Origin of the sequence: Methanospirillum hungatei JF-1 (assembly GCF_000013445.1) — an archaeon.
GTDB classification, from domain to species: domain Archaea; phylum Halobacteriota; class Methanomicrobia; order Methanomicrobiales; family Methanospirillaceae; genus Methanospirillum; species Methanospirillum hungatei.
The window spans coordinates 1,484,004-1,501,253 of the sequence record NC_007796.1; the positions used below are offsets into that span (position 1 = coordinate 1,484,004).

Below are 17,250 nucleotides of genomic sequence, written 5' to 3' on the forward strand. Positions count from 1 at the left end.
TGAGAAGAACTACCCCTCAAAAAAAACCATCAACCTAACTGGTATTCAGGAGATGGGGCATAATTTCTGATGTTGCATAGACGAACTGAACCTCAGGCTGCATAAACGTCAGACTCACAACACTAACGAAAAAAAGACATATCCAAATACTAGAGAGATAAGGATAAGGAAACAGATCAGAGGAAGATACCTGATCCTCATTTCAAGTATAGCCCTAATCCATATTTACCAGTACTCTCATCTGAAGTATCGTCGCGTAACATGCAAAATATCAGAAAAAATTCATGAACCAACGATATTATGTCACAAAAGCAAATATTTTATTGATTGAGAACTGACACTCTGATTTAAAAAGAAGGCTAAATTAAGATAGGCCGAGGCCGTTTGATAGCCAGTCTATCTCTTCACTCACCTTTCTCAGCTGATTTGGATACGTTGTCATATGATGAGGCTGATCCTTGAAGAGAATCATCCGTACATCCGCTTTACTTGCCATCTTATATGCCCGGTACGTGGACAGAGCACTTGCCGGAGCAACAGCATTATCCTCTGTTCCCTGAAGCATAAGAAGAGGAGTCTGTACATGCTCTGCTTTATACACCCCCATGATCGGAATATAATATTCAGGATTCTCAAAGGGCGTATATTCATGATACATCAGGTTCATCACAATACCATTGGTATTTGAGACCTGTGAGTTCTCATCTGCATATCCGGCACCAGCAACCGCTACCTTGAGGGATGGATCCTGGGTAATCCAATAGAGAGTGAGAATTCCTCCATTTGACCATCCGGTCACACCAACCCGGTTCTTATCAATAATCCCCTGTTCTGAGAGATATTCAATACCCTTCATGAAATCTTCTGTCGGGTAATCGTGGATATGACCGCCCTCAATGGACTGTGCAAACTCAAAGCCCCAGTTACTGCTTCCATGATAATTCGTAGATAGGGTAATTGCTCCCCGGTCGGTGATCAGATGGTACGGAAACTCCCAGGTATCACGCCAACTGTCAAAATCAGTATATGTCGGTCCGCCATGGATTACAAAGACGAGCGGATACGGTGTTCCTGGTGTGTAACCCGGAGGGAACCGGAGAATACCCTGAACCGTATCACCCCTTGCACCGGTCCATTCAATAACCTCCGAGGTTCCGAGCGGTTTCTTCAGAAGGTCTTCATTCAGGCTTGTCATTCTTTTCAGATTCCGTATCTCCCCTGCGATAACATCCGCTGCATAGATCTGTGGCGGCACTGATGCTGAATTAAAATTATAGAAGATCCGTGAACCATCTCTGCTTGATTCCAGGGCAAAGATGTTCCCCTGATGCTCACCGGAAAGCAGGGTCTTTGTCCAGCCCGTATCGTTCTTATCATACCTTGCCAACTGTGGATTTGTTCCGTCAGCAAGAAGGACATACACACCTCCGTCAAAAGGTCTCATCTCTACATCATCATTGAAGAGATCTTTGTGCATTTTTTTCTCCCATTGGAGAGGGATCTCTTCCAATATCCGGGTTGCAGGAGTATATACCACGATATCACTCGCATACGAAACAGGATATCGAAGGCCGCCATTCAGATTTCGTCCGATATAGACCATTGAACTATCCGGAGACCAGGCAAACTCATTCTCATCCTGGTATCCCTCAATACGGGTCATGACTTCATCTTCAGTCCCGGTCGTCGTGTCAAGCACATAATAGGAAAATGATGGTTTCTCTGTCCAGACTTCAGGATAGATGGACGATTTATATGCAATATACCTCCCGTCAGGAGACGGATGATATGCGTAGATAATATCAGTATTGGATGTCAGCTCTGTTACTGCTCCGCTCCTGATGTCATAGGACTTCAAAATCACCGGGTCAGGGATCTCATCCATGATGATGACATCACCAGGCCGGGTATCCTCCGGAGTATCAGGAGAAGCTCCTGCATATACCAGAGAATGATCTCCGAGCCATGCAAAACCGGAGAGGAGCTCATCAGATACCTTTTGTTTCTTCTCCCGCTGCATCGTGGAGAGATCAAGGAGAGTCAATATCTCTTTCCCGCCATTCCGGGGCATTGATGCGTAGGCAAGAAGCGGTCTCAATGAAGATAATGCCCATACCGTAACCGATTCATCAGGACCGGTAAGGGTGACCACTTTTCCGGTTGATGTATTCACCATCATCAGGGTCCCGTTATCAGCCGGGGGTGTAAAATCATCTCCGGTTATGAGCATGAACACAATATTTTCTTCATCAGATGTGAGTGCAAAATGACGAAGAGAATCCATCTTCAGGATATCATCATAATCGAGATTTCCAAAAGGCTCAGCTGAAACAACCGGGAATACCACCGCTCCACAACCAATTATTACCATCAGGATAAAAATTACGTTCAGTCTGGACATGCCATAACCTCGGTTTCACGATAATACGATACCTTCCACCCTACCCTCTTGTTGAGTGATACATTACTACTCCATCATGGTATCATTTATAAGTATCAGGGGGAGAGGGATCTCATATTTGAAGACCTTATCACCATATAAGGTTCAATCGTCAGATATACTGCCTGAAAAAGAAGAGTTTCAGTCCGAATCCGCTCAGGTTCAAAGGATCGGAGGAGGGCATCCCCTGCAACCAGGCCATCGTATTCAGCCGGAAGGCGTAAAATTATATGCCAAAGTGTCCAGAAAAAGACTTTCCCAAACCGGCGGGGGCGTGATAAAAAGTAATATTTTCCTGAAGAAACGAGATCTGCCAGAAATGGAGTTTTATCAACATATACATAGCCACCAGTACGTATTTCGGAGTAAGACTGGATACCGATCGGAAGTTTATGGAGTACCATGCACGTTTTGGATGATATAGAAAGTATGAGAATATATCAGCTTGCAATGAAGAACCAAAGCAAACTCCACCATGGATGCACATACACCATTCACAGAACCATGGCATTACCCATCAGGAGCCAGAATTAGTACTCACAAGAAAAAGGGTACTGGTCAGTATCCTGAAACCAGGGTCCCAATCCGGTCAACAAACTGCTGATATTCTCCCAGACTTCCTGAACTCAATGCCTGCTGTGCCTGCTTGTACAGTCCAGATATCTGCCCGAGAATCGAGGATGACTGATCATCACCCGGTTGTTCCACTCGTTTGGTGATATCCTGCCTGGCTTGTCTTCCCCCAAAGATGACCTGCAAAGCCTCATTCAGGGTGGGCTGCATTGTCAGCTTATCCCCGTATGATACAATAACCCGCTGGAGCTGGGGAAGAGTTCCCTTCTGAGTCGCTTCAAGATAGAGGGGTTCAACATAGAGGAGGGACTGCTCAACCGGAATGATCAGGGTATTCCCCCTGACGACGGATGACCCTGCCTGTGACCAGAGCGTAATACTCTGTGAAATATCGGTATCCTGGTCGATTCTCGCTTCAATCTGCATCGGCCCATAGGTCAGCTCCTGCTTGGAGAACTGGTATACTATCATCTCACCATATCGGTCAGGATCACATCTCACTGCCATCCATCCGATGAGATTCTGCTTATTTCGGGGTGTGAAAGGCAGCATCAGGATGAATTCCTCTCTCTCTTCACCCGGCAATTTCATGATTACATAGTATGGTTCAAACCGCTGCTGCGTTTTCCGATAGATCTCATCAGGAATAACCCAGGCATCTTCCCGGTTGTAAAAGACACGGGGATCAGTCATATGATATATTCCATAAATTTCTGCCTGAATGTTAAATAATCCATGTGGATACCGTAAATGGGAACGGAGATCATCAGGTATATCATCAACCGGACGGAACAGACCTGGGAACATCTTTGCATAGGTCTGAATGACCGGATCATCAGGATCAACGATATAATACCTGATATCTCCGGTATATGCATCAACAATAACTTTTACACTGTTCCGTACATAATTCATGGATTTGGCAGATAATTCCCCCGTTCTGACCGGTTCTGAATAGGGGTACCGATCAGATGTGGTATAGGCATCAATGATCCAGGATAATTTTCCATCACTCATGACGACATACGGATCAGAGTCATAGGTAAGGAAGGGAGCGATTTTAGAAGTCCGTTCCAGAATATTCCGATACAGGTGAAGTTTACTATCCGGTGTCAAAGAGCCGGAAACAAGGAGCTCTACTGATCCCAACTGAATGGCATACACGAGCCGGGGAAGGAGCGAAAGTTCGACCCCTGCATTCCCGTCATACAAACTATAGATGTTTTCATCGCCGGATGGGTAATCAAACTCTTCAGTCCGGGTATTGGTAATGCAATAAGGGATGTCTCCTTCCCCATAGTAGATCTGTGGATGATCAAGGGAAAGGGACGGGAACGGAGATGATGGCGGTATATCTTTAACAAAAAATTCAGGAAGACCATTGGTCGTTATCCGGTCAACCGGACTCATAACCGCCCCATACCCGTGGGTAAAAACAAGATGACGATTCACCCAGGTCTGTGCCTGCTGTGGAAGATTGTATGAGTTCATCTCACGGGCAGAGATATGCACCTGTTTATAATTGCCATCCAGCCAATACCGGTCCACATCCACGTCATTGAAGGTATAATAGGTCCTGAAGAGTTGGAGTTGTTCAAGGGTCGTTTTCATCGGCCTCCAGTCCCAGAGACGGATATTTGATATTGTGGCATTATTATTCCTGATATCTGTTTCAGTGAGGTTGTAAAGAACGGGAAAATCCCGTGCATTGATATTTGCAAGATTGTATCCGTCAAGCGTGCTGTTGATATTGTATCCAAGATACGTCCGTTCAAGATTGAATTCATTCGGTTCAACGATGAGGGTCTGAACCAGAAATCCTGCCCCGGCTGAAAGAATAGCGATTATGAAAAATCCACCTATTCCGTAGGCTATCATCTCCGAACGCTTTATCTTCTCATTCAAAAGGAAGAGAAGCCCGATAAGGAAGGCTATGACGGTCAGGATAGTGAGTGCAGGGATGGTTATGGTAACATCGGTATATCCTGCACCGATTACAGTCCCTTTCGAGGTATACAAGGTTGAATATCGGGTAAGCCAGAGAAATGCTGCAAGGGTGGTGAAGATGAGAAATAACAGGCAGTTCACCTGGGGAAGGAATCTCCCGACCGTATCTTTCCATGATAATCCGAACGGAAAAGGTCCGGGGATATACTGGAATACACCGTACTCATCAATTCTGACACCTGCACGATGAGCAGCATACATGACAGAAGAGATGATGAGAGTAAAGACAAAAAGGGCCAGGAGGTACTGGATCAAAATGGTATAGAACGGAAGCGAGAAGATGTAGAAACTGATATCCAGGCCAAACACCGGGTCGGATATATGGAAAGGTGTCTGATCAAGAAATGCCAGAATAATCTCCCATGATGATGAGAGGGAGAGACCGGTAATACCGGCTGCAACAGCACAAGCAATTCCTCCAAGATACTGGATCTCTTTTTCCACTCCGAATGCCCCTGCTCCGGTGCGGGCGGCCAGGATGACATTTCCATAACTGAACGCGAAAAAGAGCAGTGTTCCGATCACAAAGAGGGCTGCCGATGTGATCAGGATGGTCAGGAAGACAGGGGAGTATCCAACTGACGCATACCAGAAGAGATCGGAGAGCAGATCGGTGAGCAGAAAAAAGAGCAGGATGACTGCTGCCGGGATGAATATCAGAAGTTTTCGAAGTCGCATAGTGACGTATGCATCTTCCCTTTGAGATGAAATAAGGTTTTTGGAAAAACCCCGGAAGAAATATTTAAACTCATACGGTCATCATGTATTCAATCAGGAATGAATACCATGAAAGAGAGAGACATGCATTCCCATAGAAAAACGATGATGCGAATCATCGCGATTCTTACTTGTATCTGTCTTTTGAGTGCAATCGGGTACGGGTCTTCGGTTGACCGCTCCTCTTGGAAAAATAAAGGGACTGAACTTTTATTGGTGAATCAAAAAATTTCCTCTTTAGATTCATTTGGCAAAGCATTTATGGCGTACAACTATTACTGCACCACAATGACAAACCAGAATGCTCCCCTGAACTCAAACCTGGAAACCCGGGCAACATACGGGACTGATTATACCTGTGAATTCCACACCGAAAACCTCATGGGATTATTTGAAGGACTTGGAATTCCAAGCACCGATATCTATTATATTGCTGCAGATGATGCGGACTGTCTGGCTACCATGATGAATTGTAACCACATCGCTGCAATGATTCAGTATAATGGCAACTGGTATGTCTTTGATCCATGGGAAGCAGCATTTACCAACAATGGATCATACACCGGGGGAACCACCCTGGAATGGAATGCAATGACGAGTGGTGAGTGGAATAACAGGATGGTAGAGCAGGGATATGACAGATTCTCTCTGGATGGTGGTGATAGCTGGTCGCCCACGGTATTTGATGCTATAACTGATTATCAGGAGACATTTGAAGGAAAAAGGACTCCTATACCTACACAGATCATCTATGATACGTCCCAGATTGTGTATCCACCCGGATTATAATCTCTTTTTCCCACAGGTGATTGCGAGTCCCGTTTCGTCATCGAATGAATCCTGTGGATTTGGTATGATCATCTCTTATGCATACATTAAGAAGGGAGTGGGGATGATTATTACAGATGAATATATACACCACATCATTTCATCCGGAAAGCCCTGATGAACCGGTTCCATGGTATGAAATCGTTGAGAACGAGATTTATACAACCCTGTACCATCCGACTCATCCCCAGGAACCAGTCTCATGGTATATAATACGGAACCAGGAAATTTTTACATCCCCTGATCACCCGACACATCCGGATGAACCATTTCCATGGTTTGAAATCAATAAGAATCTTATTTACCCTTCAGAAAATCATCCGACTCATGCAGATAATGATCTGCCCTGGTTTGAAATACGGGAGATATAAAAAAAGGGGAGTGAGGTCTGCGACGGACCTTTTCCCTATGGTACAAGAGAGGATAATTCAGGCGGTATATCACCAATACCTTCAGCAGGCTGGATAGGATCCTGACCTAATCCCTGTAACACGTCTTTTCCTTTTTCGCTCAGCATGAGCCTGATAAAATCAATTCCGGCACCCCTGTTTTGAGCATTGACCGGGATGGAAACTGTAAAGACAATGGGTGGAGAGTGTTTCATTCCTGAACCGGTGTCAACTCCAACACTCCAGTATTCCTCCTGAAAATCAGGAACCGACAGGTCGATCTCTTTTGGAAGGTGAATCATATGTAAACCATGCTGAAATGCACCCCCCTGTTAATTCCAGGCATAATCTACCGTGCCATTCTTTGTATATTCGATGAGCTCGGTTGTTGTATTCAGAACCCTGAAATTACCATGACTGTGGGGAGTGACTGCTGACAGCACGGTTCCATTCTCTGATTCTAAACGGGTTATATCAGACTCTGATGGAATAATAGTACTGAAGACTGGTTTTTCATAATAATCATCTGCAAGGCTCATAGTCACCAGCGAACGCCAACCCCTGGCATCTGCATCAGGGTGCACAATGGCAGTTGTTACATTTTTTTGGCTTAAAATATCATACCAGTTGTCAGACGTTATCATTTCAGCACAGGCACTGTCCGAGGTGTATGAAAGCACCATAGCACAATTGCCATACCTGATATCCCATGTGATTTGAGATGGCATCAGCCCTTTTTCAAAGGACACATAATCTGGAACAATGAGAACATCATAACCGGATTCACTGTTCTTAACCATGGAAACCAGCTCACCGGTCCCGTTAGTTTTCACCGGATGAACCTGGATATCCGGGTAGTTTTCTTCGAAGAGTGCAATAATTCCTTCCATTTGAGAATCGATGGAAACCGGATATATAACCTGAAGTTCATTACTGGCTGAATCTGCAGTACCAAAACATCCCAGGAGAGACAATAACATAAGTATCCAAATGAACATTGACCACTTGAAGATCATATCATCCCTGATATTATCTGGAAATTCTAATAACTATCGGTAATAGTGAAAAAAAAGGAAAAAATTAATATCCGCGAATTTCTGCCCTGACTTTTTCAAGGTTTTCAATCCGCTTCTCAAGAGCCGGGTGAGTTGAGAAGAGCCCTGCAAGAGTTTTTCCAGACAGAGCGGGGATGATGTAAAATGCATTTGCTCCTTCTGCCTGAACTTTTGCCTGTGTTGGCAGACGTTCCATCTTACCGCTGATCTTCTGAAGAGCTGAGATCAGGGCATCGGGATTATTGGTAATATATGCGGCTCCCCGGTCGGCTGCAAATTCCCGGTACCTGGAGAGTGCCATCATCAAAAGCGTTGCAATAACCCATACCACTGCTGCAACAATACCTGCAATGATCCATGCTCCTCCCTGTTCCCGGTTACTGAATATTGATGCGAACAGGAAATTGTTCATGATCATGGATGCAATCATGGCAACAAAGCTGGCAACCGTCATGGTCAGGATATCACGGTTTTTTACATGAGAGAGTTCATGTGCCAGGACCGCCTCAAGTTCATCGCGGTTTAAGGTCTGCATGATGGAATCCGTCACTGCCACCACGGCATGATTCGGGCTTCTGCCGGTTGCAAATGCATTTGGCATCGGGGAGTGCATGACAGCTATCCGTGGCTTTGGAAGATCTGCTTCCTGGCATAACTTCTCAATAGTGCGGTGAAGGTCCGGTGCTTCATCATATTCAACAATCTTTGAACCGGTGGTCATGAGCACCAGCTTGTCGGAGAAGAAATACTGAACAAGACCCATGACGACTGCAATCAGGATAATAAATCCGGACGGAAGTCCCAGGGCCATCAGGATACCCATGAACACAAGATACACGAGTAAGAGCAGTGCCCAGGTCAGGAAAATTCGTCCTGTCAGGCCTGCATCACGTTTCCACTTCATATCGGTCTAAGGTACTTTTATCTTTGAGGATAAAGAGTTATACCATCCAAAAGGGGATTCCTGCCGGAACACAAGAAGAAAGGATTTATTCAGGGATCAATTATCGCCCGATGCACTGCTTCATCAGGGTTTTCGCAGGGTATCACTCCGGGAATATCCCAGGTTGAAATTCCATATACCGGGATCCCTGATTTGAGAGCAAAAGCAATCTCCGATAGTGTCCCATATTCTCCACCAATGGCGATAACCGCATCAGCTGATCCAACAAGGATGACATTGCGAGCATGATCCATCCGGGTTTTTACTATTGCCGATAGATAGGAATTGCCTTCTGAACCGGGAACAATCCCGACCACCATGCCTCCTGCATTGGAAGCACCACGACATGAGGCCTCCATAACTCCACCCCTTCCTCCGGAAAGAAGAACAATTCCTTTGTGTGCAAGAAGCACACCGACCCGTTCTGCATGGATCAGGTCCTGCTCTCCTGCATGGGATCCTCCGATTACAGCGACCTGTTTTCCAGTATTTCTTGTCCCGTCACCCATATACACCCACGACTCCTTCAAATGGTAAGAGATTTATCCTCTATCCGGCTGATCCGAACGTTATAATTCGTTTATGCACTACCCGAAAAATTTACCCATGAACCTTCTTTTTCCGGATATCGGAATACTATACTATAACCGGTGATGCAATCGCATCTGCATAGATCCCGTTTGGAATACTGATATCAAACCTGGCACCTTTCCCTTCTGTTCCCGTCTCGGTAATTGATATCCCGGTTAAAGCAAGGATCTCCCTGACAAGAAAGAGTCCAAGACCTGTGTGTTTCCCATGTCCACGTTCAAATATTGCCTCTTTCTCATCATCCCTGACACCGGTCCCGTTATCCTCCCACGAAATAGTGTACCCGTCAGGATGCCTGGTTCCAGAAACCAGAATATGAGATATTGTTCCCCCATGACGAAGGGAATTATCAAGGAGGTTGAAAAAGACTTTTTCCAGCATCGGATCAGCAAAAACAGAAATATCTTCCAGAGTAACATCCAATGTCAGGCCCTCGGGAATCTGCAGCCCCTTTATGATCATGGCCGGGGATTGCCAGGCAGGTTCATGGATTCCCAGATCCTGGTAGAGACGGGTAAATTCAATCTGCTTTTGTATTGCAGTTGTGGCAGCTTCAAGGGTTTTGAAGTAATGGGAAATTGTGGGATCACTGCATTCCATCTCTGCAATCTCAATTGCACCCAGTATGATGGTAACCTTGTTCAGAATATCATGCCTGGTGATGCTGTTCATGAGATTTATCTGCCGTGATGCCTTCCGCAGGGATTTTTCTATCTGTTTCCGGTCAGTAACATCACGAAGTGAGAGAAGGATTGCAGGCTTATCCTCATATTGAATCAGTTTTCCAATACTCTCTACCGTGACAGGCCGGCCATGAGACGTAACCGCTTCATATTCGGCAATATAGGAATCATGCCCCTGTGCAACTTCAGAAAAATCACGAATGACCGCTTCATGTGATTCAGGAGAGATAAATTCCATGACATTCCGGCCGAGATTGCCAGGGATATCTGCCACTTCAATCATCTGTGCAGCAGCATTATTCGCAAAGAGAAGCCTTCCGTACAGATCAACAATGAGTATGGGCTCTAAGGCATGGGTCACCAGGAACCGGTATTTCTCCTCACTCTCAAAAAGGTCTTTTTTTGTTTTGTACCGTTCGACGACCTTATCAATGGTATAGGCCAGGTCAGAAAAAACCGTTATTGGATCATTCCCTTTCCTGACGTAATAATCCGCTTTCTGCTCAATGGCATGGATCACAACCTCCTCATCACCCTTTCCGGTGAAGAGAATAAAAGGGATATCCCCATGGTTCTTTCTGACTTCGGTAAGGAGAGAGATACCATCCATTCCCGGCATCATGTAATCGGAAACGATGACATCATATCGGGTCTGTGAAAGAGAATCCAATGCTTCTTTTGCTGAAGAACAGGTTGTTACAGAAAACCCCTTCCGGGTCAGAAAAAGAGATGAGGCAATACAGAGATCCTCTTCGTCATCTACATATAATACCGAAACCAAAAGACTCCCCCCACCGTATCCACTTTTATCCGACCTGGTGAACCCTTCATCCCCCTGTATCGTGTTCACATGCCCGGATTTAATTATAAATTATCCATCTTTTTTCCTTCATAATATATATGCATATGCCTCCCGACCAAGGAGAGGAGACTTGGACACATAATATTCGAAAATTTTTTCGGATACATCAGGATTCTGATCTCACATTTCCCTCCATGCAGGGCAAATACTTATTGCTCTCGTGTTCCTCATAATGGAGGAAGATATCATGATCAAGAAGATTTTATCAACCGATAAAGAATCATTTGAATGTAAAATTCTCAATCCGATTGAGTACTGGCTTTGGAAATTCCGGTATGTATCATTTCTTGCAGTCATATTTTGTGCCATTGCGTCAGTGGCCCTGTTTGTCATGGGCACTCTGGAGATCATCCACCCGGTTAAGGAAATATTGCTGAGTATTGCGGGTGTTGCAACAGAACATGCAAGTCTTGAAAATGAAGAGATACTGAAAGGCTTTATCGGTGCACTTGATCTGTACCTGATTGCAGTATTCTTCCTAATCTTCAGTTTCGGTTTATACGAGCTGATTATTTCGAAGATAGATGTTGCACGTGATGCATGCGATGACGTCGAGCACCCGCTTCTTCAGATTACGTCACTGGATGAACTGAAAAGTAAAATCATCAAAGTTATCATCATCATCCTGATGGTTGCATTCTTCAAGAATGTCATATCAATGAAGATGATTGCAGTCAGTGATGCCCTGCTCCTTGCACTCGCGATACTTGCCCTCTGTATCGGGTCATACTTCCTGACAAAAGAACATTAAAACGGGTGGAAAAACCCTCACATCTTTTTTGGATCGTACGAATTATCAGAGCATTTCACCAGTATGACTGGAGATCTATCTTCGTTTAGAGAACTTCTGATTCGAAAAAAAGAGTTATTTAAAGGGATAAGAAAAATGGGTATTAATAGTTATCGCACCAGAGTTCAAAGTGTGCCTGTGCATGTGCACAAACCGGGCAGGGATTTGGTGCTTCTGATCCTTCATGGACATACCCACAGTTTCTGCATTTCCACCTGGTGGGAGTGTTCCGCTTAAACACGGTTCCCTGCTCAACCGCTGCAAGGAGTTTGCGGAACCGTTGCTCATGAGATACTTCCACTTTCGCGATGTGACGGAATGTCTCTGCAATTTCCTTAAAGCCTTCCTTTTCTGCAGTTTCTGCAAATCCGGGATAGAGGGCCCCCCACTCATGGCTCTCACCATCTGCTGCGGCCTTAAGGTTCTCCGGGGTTGTTTTTATCATTCCTGACGGATAGGATGCAGTTATTTCTGCATCTCCACCAGGCAGAAGTTTAAAGAAGAGCTTTGCATGTTCCTTCTCATTATCTGCAGTTTCGGTGAAGATTGCAGATATCTGTTCATATCCTTCCTTCTTAGCAACACTTGCAAAGTAGTTGTATCGCATCCGGGCCTGGGATTCCCCTGCAAATGCTGCAAGGAGATTCTTTTCGGTCTGGCTTCCTTTTAACTCCATATTGATCAGCCTCTACCATAACATGATCTGTTATGTCGTACAGATAATAATCTGCTCTGGGTCAATAAATAGATGACAGATAACGATATACAATAGAGGTTATATGATAGCCGATCCTTTCGTCTTTATAATCGCCCCTTTTTTTATCGTCCTCTCCATACTGGTGATCGTCCTATTTTTCGTTGTTTTCTATATGTTAAAAAACCTTGATAAATCGGGTGGATATAGCATACTGGTTGAGCAATGGCCAGCAAGTCAGGAACCTACGGGCACGCTGTTTTCACGTCAGACCCTTGGGCTGGGAAAGGTCTGGTATAAGAACTGTGTGAAGATCGTGATCTCCAGGGAAGGACTCTTCATCTCATTAGGGTTTCCTTTCAGACTTTTATCCCTCATTCATTCAGAGAGTGGAAAGAGTGCCCTCATCCCCTGGGGATCATTACGGTACCGACAAAAAAGCAGTGCATTCTGGACACATGTGTATGAATATGAGGTTCAAAGTGAAAAACCAGTTATTCTTACCGTTTCAAAACAGATTGCTCACTCATTTCCTGAATATGTAAAACCGCCAACATGAGTAGTGATGAACGTTCAGCTTTTTTTCAGAACTATTTTTTCAAAACGCTTTTTCAGGGCAGGATCTGTGCAGCATTCCTCAATAAATTCGACTACTCCCAGGAGCTTACCATACGATTCCGGTGATAATCCATGTTCCATGATACAGGCATCATGGTCTGCAACGGTTCCATCTGCCCCTATTAGTTCAAGAAGCGTGCGAAGTATGGTGTGAGATTGTATGGTTCTCTCTGCAATACACCGCCCTTCATCAGTCAGGGTCACTCCCCCGTATGGCTCGTAATTCACCAGTCCTGCATCCTGTAACCGCTTGAATCCGTCGGTAACGGTGGCAGGGGTGATATGTAATGCCTGGGCGATGTCCCGTGATTTTGCATATCCTTTCTCTTCGGAGATTTCAAAGATCACTTCCAGGAGATCCTCGTTCCGTCTCGTTACTTTCTCTTCAGCCATGTCAGATATTATATGTAAAAATGCTCTGATACTACTCAGTCACGTTTGACTCGGTAAACTATGTGTTCTAATCTACCATATAATAATAAGAATCAGAGCACAATCGCATTTAAGTTTAATGGAGAAAGCAACACTATTATGAGAAGAGGTATGCGATAAGAAAGAGCAATAAGACCGGTTACAATGGTACGACATAAAAGCACGGTATTACCGGTCAGGCTGATGCTCATATGCAAAGGCGATTTTTTCGAGGAATCTTATCATGTTGGACCTTGTTATTCTGCAACCTCCAGACAGATCCGGACATACCGGTTGTCTGATCAATACTTCCTTTTTTGGTTGATATGAGAGGTTCCCAAACCTTTTTTCAGAAAAGCATACTGGGTATAAAACCTCTCGTTCAAGGGGAGAGGATCTCAGAAATTCGCAGAAGAAACACACAATATGAAAAGTGTATCACTATCGGCTACCAAATCTTTCATAAAAATCCCCCTTTTTTGGGCAACCAGGTATCTTTACAAAGTCACCCCCTTAAAACCTTCAATTTGACCCCTATTATCAAAAATACGGCCATTTGATATATCAGACTACCTGCGACTTAAGGTTGCACCAGATAAGCGAATTAAATCGATTATTTTGCTGAATAAAGGCTGAATCGCAGAGTTATAGAAGCACGCTATCATACATGAAATCTACCCATGAGTTAGTATACCTGAAGGTGAGATCCTGCAATAGAGGGCGGATATATGAATGTTATTTTTGAGAATATAAATATATATAATTTAATACAATGGCGTCGTATGGATGAAAAACGGTGATTGCATATTTTTCTCTTTAAGGTTTATCAAACGTAATCGTTCTTCCCATGTGATCGGTTATTACAATCGGGGATTCAAAAGACAGAATTATCATAATTTCAGCACAGATTAGAAGAAATCCCAAAATTGAATAAAACAGAATTTTGTTGCCATAATGAAATGATTCTCCATTGTTTGATTGCTCTCTGTCAGGTGCTGATTGTAAAAAAAGGATTTAGCAATAGTATGATTTTAAAAGTTTTATTCAAACTATCATTTTCTATACCCGATTTGGTCAATAATAAAGTAAGCCAAAATTGAGGACGTTTTTTCAATAAAAGCTAAATCATTGCTGAAACCAGATAGCCAATTTTCTCAATCACAGGTCCCAGCCTATCCTTCCATGCCAAGAATTGCAGAGAGGTGTTCCATCCTTACATTCACGATTTTTGTGCTAAGACAAAAAAACCGAGATTATATATTCTGAAAATATCATAGTATATTTGCAACCGTTGTGAGATGACTAATTGATGAAAATACTAGATAAAAAAACATGTTCTCATGTTACACGTATCAGACCATCATTATGCATTCTTTTGATCCTTTTCCTCACTGTCTGCATGGTTAGCTCAGCTGACACAAACAGCGGAGATACTGGCAGTGTAACGATAACAGATGACTGGGGAAGAGAAGTTATCCTTGACCATCCCGCTGAACGAATTGTCTTTGGCCATACCGCTGCAGGTGAAGGAATTCTTCTCGCTGGTGGCTGGGATAAAGTAGTCGGAAGGGACGCTTCAATCACGAACTACAAATTTTATCCAAATCTTGATTCACTTCCGGTAATAAACGGGCTGAATCAGGCATTTACCCTGGATTTCGAAAAAATTACTGAGTTAGAGCCGGACCTCGTAATTCTCCAAAAGAAATACTCAGACCGGGAAAACTTTGATGTAATTGCTGAAACACTGGCACCGGACATTCCGGTTGTGGGTCTTGATTTCCTTGATCCGGAATCTGCTGATAGTATTCAAAAGTTAGGCGTTCTCCTTGGAACAAGTGATGTTGCTGATGAATATGTCAGATTTCATGATGATACCATCACAAGCATTCGGGAAAAAACAAGTTCACTTCCAGATACTGAAAAGCCACATGTATTTATCGATGCAGTCGGAATGGGTCCAGAACAGATTTCAACCTACGGAAAAGAGGCTTCGTTCTGGAATAAGATATGTGACATTGCTGGAGCAAAGAACGTAGCACAGGATTTACCTTCGGATTTTGTAAAAACAGTAGATCTGGAATGGCTGCTTGAACAGGATATTGACAGTATTGTTGTTCAGGTGTGGGACAAAGAAAAGCCGGAATATGTTGGCTATACCGCAACACAGCCCGCAAAGGCAACTGAGGAAGCAGAGGTTATTATTCAGGAAATTTCAGAAAAAGATATATATTCACATACCGACGCAGTTCAGAACGGACAAGTATTTGTCCAGGACTATCAACTAGCAAATAACCCGAAATCTTTCATTGGAGTTGTGTACCTGGCCAAATGGATCCATCCGGACCTGTTTGCAGACATTAATCCTGAGCAGATTCACCAGGAATACCTGAAGAAGTTTATTGGAACAGACCTTGATTTGAATAATGCCGGGATATTTGGGTATCCCTGAATAATTTTTGAGAAATATGAATGAATTTCCTGTAATGAATGAGTCCCTGAATCGGATATATGAACAATCCCTCTCGATGATTTCAGCAAATGCTCTTGCCGCAGGAGTGAAACTCTGTGTTTTCGATAACTTAAGGGAACCCGTTACCGTAGAATCACTGGCAAAGAAACAGGGATTAAATCCCGGAGCGACACAGGTTCTCCTGGATACTCTTACATCTTGTGGACATCTTCATAAAAAAGATGGAATGTACAGGAATATGCCAGATACTGACAGTTTTTTGGTATCAAGTAGCCCCACGTATTATGGAGAGATCCTGCTTCGCGAATACCAGAGAAATTCAATAAGTCCTGATGTCATCATAGAGCGGGTCAAATCCGGACCGGTTCCCCAGTCACACACAAATGATATGTGTAACGAAGGGTTTTGGGAGAGATATGCCCGTTCCATGGCAAATTGGGAACGAGCCGGAACAGCCCAGATGCTGGCATCCGAAATATCCGGCCTCCCTGAATTTCAATCATTCAAAACCATGCTGGACCTTGGCGGGGGGCCAGGTCTGATGAGTATAGCGATTCTCAAAAACCACCCTACGATGACCGGGGTTGTATTTGATCAGCCTTCCGTTATCCCGGTTACGCGGCAGTTTATCGCAGAATATGGCATGGATAATCGTATGAGCACTCAGGGAGGAAATTATCTCGAAGAATCATTTGGATCCGGGTATGATCTTATCCTCTGCAGTTGTACGCTTAATTTTGCAAAATACTGCATGGATACTATGGTAGAGCGGATTTATGATGCCCTTAATCCGGGGGGAATTTTTGTGAGTTTGCATGATGGGATGAATGAGGAAGGAACATATCCACGAGTTCATGTCCTGAACATGATGACCAGTGCGTTATCCGGGTTCTCCTGCAGTCTTGAAAAAGGGTTTATTGCAGATGCAATGAAAAATGCGGGGTTTTCCAGTGTCACCTCTAAGCAGGTCATAATGGATGTGGGACCATTTGAATTGGATATAGCCCGGAAAGACACATAGGAGTGAATCTTACATAGTGGTTTTTTTGAGTGTGAATAGAAGATAAACTTTTTTGGATATAACTAAAGAATTTTAGATAAAGTAAAATAGAATTATCTTCAAATAAGTATTCATGAAACGGTTATTACCTAAACCATTCATTAAAGATTCACTGG

General features: G+C 43.9%; 15 protein-coding genes and 1 pseudogene. 6 read left to right on the plus strand and 10 right to left on the minus strand.

Annotated features, from left to right (window positions below; all coding sequences use genetic code 11):
- Positions 1–364 precede the first annotated feature (364 nt).
- The 3 genes and pseudogenes from MHUN_RS06835 to MHUN_RS06845 all read right to left on the minus strand — a co-directional run bounded on the left by MHUN_RS06835 (position 365) and on the right by MHUN_RS06845 (position 5,698).
- Positions 365–2,401, minus strand: a complete 2,037-nt coding sequence (locus tag MHUN_RS06835) for a S9 family peptidase (RefSeq protein WP_011448319.1) — start codon at positions 2,399–2,401, stop codon at positions 365–367.
- A gap of 258 nt (positions 2,402–2,659) precedes the next feature.
- Positions 2,660–2,844, minus strand: a pseudogene (locus MHUN_RS18645) (AAA family ATPase); the annotation flags it as partial.
- A gap of 154 nt (positions 2,845–2,998) precedes the next feature.
- Positions 2,999–5,698 carry a UPF0182 family membrane protein gene (locus tag MHUN_RS06845; protein WP_011448321.1) on the minus strand — a complete coding sequence of 900 codons (2,700 nt, stop codon included), beginning with the start codon at positions 5,696–5,698 and terminating at the stop codon, positions 2,999–3,001.
- 108 nt (positions 5,699–5,806) lie between these two features.
- Here MHUN_RS06845 and MHUN_RS06850 point away from each other — a divergent pair, with 108 nt between their 5' ends.
- Together MHUN_RS06850 and MHUN_RS06855 are read left to right on the plus strand one after the other, a co-directional pair.
- Positions 5,807–6,526: a hypothetical protein gene (locus MHUN_RS06850; RefSeq protein ID WP_011448322.1), complete on the plus strand. Its 720-nt coding sequence runs from the start codon at positions 5,807–5,809 to the stop codon at positions 6,524–6,526.
- Positions 6,527–6,642: 116 nt separating this feature from the next.
- Positions 6,643–6,936, plus strand: a complete 294-nt coding sequence (locus MHUN_RS06855; protein ID WP_011448323.1) for a hypothetical protein — start codon at positions 6,643–6,645, stop codon at positions 6,934–6,936.
- 35 nt (positions 6,937–6,971) lie between these two features.
- Here MHUN_RS06855 and MHUN_RS06860 read toward each other — a convergent pair whose 3' ends face one another.
- The 5 genes from MHUN_RS06860 to MHUN_RS17380 all read right to left on the minus strand — a co-directional run bounded on the left by MHUN_RS06860 (position 6,972) and on the right by MHUN_RS17380 (position 11,076).
- Positions 6,972–7,256 carry a hypothetical protein gene (locus MHUN_RS06860; RefSeq protein ID WP_048067348.1) on the minus strand — a complete coding sequence of 95 codons (285 nt, stop codon included), beginning with the start codon at positions 7,254–7,256 and terminating at the stop codon, positions 6,972–6,974.
- Between the two features lie 30 nt (positions 7,257–7,286).
- The gene (locus MHUN_RS06865) at positions 7,287–7,934 is read right to left on the minus strand and encodes a hypothetical protein (RefSeq protein ID WP_143709391.1); all 648 of its coding nucleotides are present in this window, start codon (positions 7,932–7,934) and stop codon (positions 7,287–7,289) included.
- Positions 7,935–8,034: 100 nt separating this feature from the next.
- On the minus strand, positions 8,035–8,913 hold the full coding sequence (gene htpX, locus MHUN_RS06870) for a zinc metalloprotease HtpX (RefSeq protein ID WP_011448324.1): 879 nt from the start codon (positions 8,911–8,913) through the stop codon (positions 8,035–8,037).
- 89 nt (positions 8,914–9,002) lie between these two features.
- Positions 9,003–9,461 carry a TIGR00725 family protein gene (locus MHUN_RS06875; protein WP_011448325.1) on the minus strand — a complete coding sequence of 153 codons (459 nt, stop codon included), beginning with the start codon at positions 9,459–9,461 and terminating at the stop codon, positions 9,003–9,005.
- A 127-nt stretch (positions 9,462–9,588) separates the two neighbouring features.
- Positions 9,589–11,076 carry a response regulator gene (locus tag MHUN_RS17380; RefSeq protein WP_052288834.1) on the minus strand — a complete coding sequence of 496 codons (1,488 nt, stop codon included), beginning with the start codon at positions 11,074–11,076 and terminating at the stop codon, positions 9,589–9,591.
- 199 nt (positions 11,077–11,275) lie between these two features.
- Between MHUN_RS17380 and MHUN_RS06885 the strand changes: the two genes are divergently transcribed.
- Positions 11,276–11,839, plus strand: coding sequence for a YqhA family protein (locus MHUN_RS06885; protein WP_011448327.1), 564 nt, complete (start codon positions 11,276–11,278; stop codon positions 11,837–11,839).
- 142 nt (positions 11,840–11,981) lie between these two features.
- Here MHUN_RS06885 and rbr read toward each other — a convergent pair whose 3' ends face one another.
- Entirely contained in the window at positions 11,982–12,554 is a 573-nt protein-coding gene (gene rbr, locus MHUN_RS06890) for a rubrerythrin (RefSeq protein WP_011448328.1), read from the minus strand.
- Between the two features lie 103 nt (positions 12,555–12,657).
- Here rbr and MHUN_RS06895 point away from each other — a divergent pair, with 103 nt between their 5' ends.
- Positions 12,658–13,131 carry a hypothetical protein gene (locus MHUN_RS06895; RefSeq protein ID WP_011448329.1) on the plus strand — a complete coding sequence of 158 codons (474 nt, stop codon included), beginning with the start codon at positions 12,658–12,660 and terminating at the stop codon, positions 13,129–13,131.
- 14 nt (positions 13,132–13,145) lie between these two features.
- Here MHUN_RS06895 and MHUN_RS06900 read toward each other — a convergent pair whose 3' ends face one another.
- The gene (locus tag MHUN_RS06900; RefSeq protein WP_011448330.1) at positions 13,146–13,583 is read right to left on the minus strand and encodes a metal-dependent transcriptional regulator; all 438 of its coding nucleotides are present in this window, start codon (positions 13,581–13,583) and stop codon (positions 13,146–13,148) included.
- A 1,417-nt stretch (positions 13,584–15,000) separates the two neighbouring features.
- Here MHUN_RS06900 and MHUN_RS06910 point away from each other — a divergent pair.
- Both MHUN_RS06910 and MHUN_RS06915 read left to right on the plus strand, forming a co-directional pair.
- Positions 15,001–16,053 (plus strand): ABC transporter substrate-binding protein, encoded by a 1,053-nt coding sequence (locus MHUN_RS06910; protein ID WP_239441584.1) that lies wholly within the window; start codon positions 15,001–15,003, stop codon positions 16,051–16,053.
- A gap of 16 nt (positions 16,054–16,069) precedes the next feature.
- Positions 16,070–17,095 (plus strand): methyltransferase, encoded by a 1,026-nt coding sequence (locus tag MHUN_RS06915; protein ID WP_011448332.1) that lies wholly within the window; start codon positions 16,070–16,072, stop codon positions 17,093–17,095.
- The last annotated feature ends 155 nt before the right edge of the window (positions 17,096–17,250 follow it).

Bases quoted from the DNA above. Each gene is read 5' to 3' on its own strand.
- MHUN_RS06835 (WP_011448319.1), bottom strand. From the start codon at position 2,401: ATGTCCAGACTGAACGTAATTTTTATCCTGATGGTAATAATTGGTTGT.
- MHUN_RS06845 (WP_011448321.1), bottom strand. From the start codon at position 5,698: ATGCGACTTCGAAAACTTCTGATATTCATCCCGGCAGCAGTCATCCTG.
- MHUN_RS06850 (WP_011448322.1), top strand. From the start codon at position 5,807: ATGAAAGAGAGAGACATGCATTCCCATAGAAAAACGATGATGCGAATC.
- MHUN_RS06855 (WP_011448323.1), top strand. From the start codon at position 6,643: ATGAATATATACACCACATCATTTCATCCGGAAAGCCCTGATGAACCG.
- MHUN_RS06860 (WP_048067348.1), bottom strand. From the start codon at position 7,256: ATGATTCACCTTCCAAAAGAGATCGACCTGTCGGTTCCTGATTTTCAG.
- MHUN_RS06865 (WP_143709391.1), bottom strand. From the start codon at position 7,934: ATGTTATTGTCTCTCCTGGGATGTTTTGGTACTGCAGATTCAGCCAGT.
- htpX (WP_011448324.1), bottom strand. From the start codon at position 8,913: ATGAAGTGGAAACGTGATGCAGGCCTGACAGGACGAATTTTCCTGACC.
- MHUN_RS06875 (WP_011448325.1), bottom strand. From the start codon at position 9,461: ATGGGTGACGGGACAAGAAATACTGGAAAACAGGTCGCTGTAATCGGA.
- MHUN_RS06885 (WP_011448327.1), top strand. From the start codon at position 11,276: ATGATCAAGAAGATTTTATCAACCGATAAAGAATCATTTGAATGTAAA.
- rbr (WP_011448328.1), bottom strand. From the start codon at position 12,554: ATGGAGTTAAAAGGAAGCCAGACCGAAAAGAATCTCCTTGCAGCATTT.
- MHUN_RS06895 (WP_011448329.1), top strand. From the start codon at position 12,658: ATGATAGCCGATCCTTTCGTCTTTATAATCGCCCCTTTTTTTATCGTC.
- MHUN_RS06900 (WP_011448330.1), bottom strand. From the start codon at position 13,583: ATGGCTGAAGAGAAAGTAACGAGACGGAACGAGGATCTCCTGGAAGTG.
- MHUN_RS06910 (WP_239441584.1), top strand. From the start codon at position 15,001: ATGGTTAGCTCAGCTGACACAAACAGCGGAGATACTGGCAGTGTAACG.
- MHUN_RS06915 (WP_011448332.1), top strand. From the start codon at position 16,070: ATGAATGAATTTCCTGTAATGAATGAGTCCCTGAATCGGATATATGAA.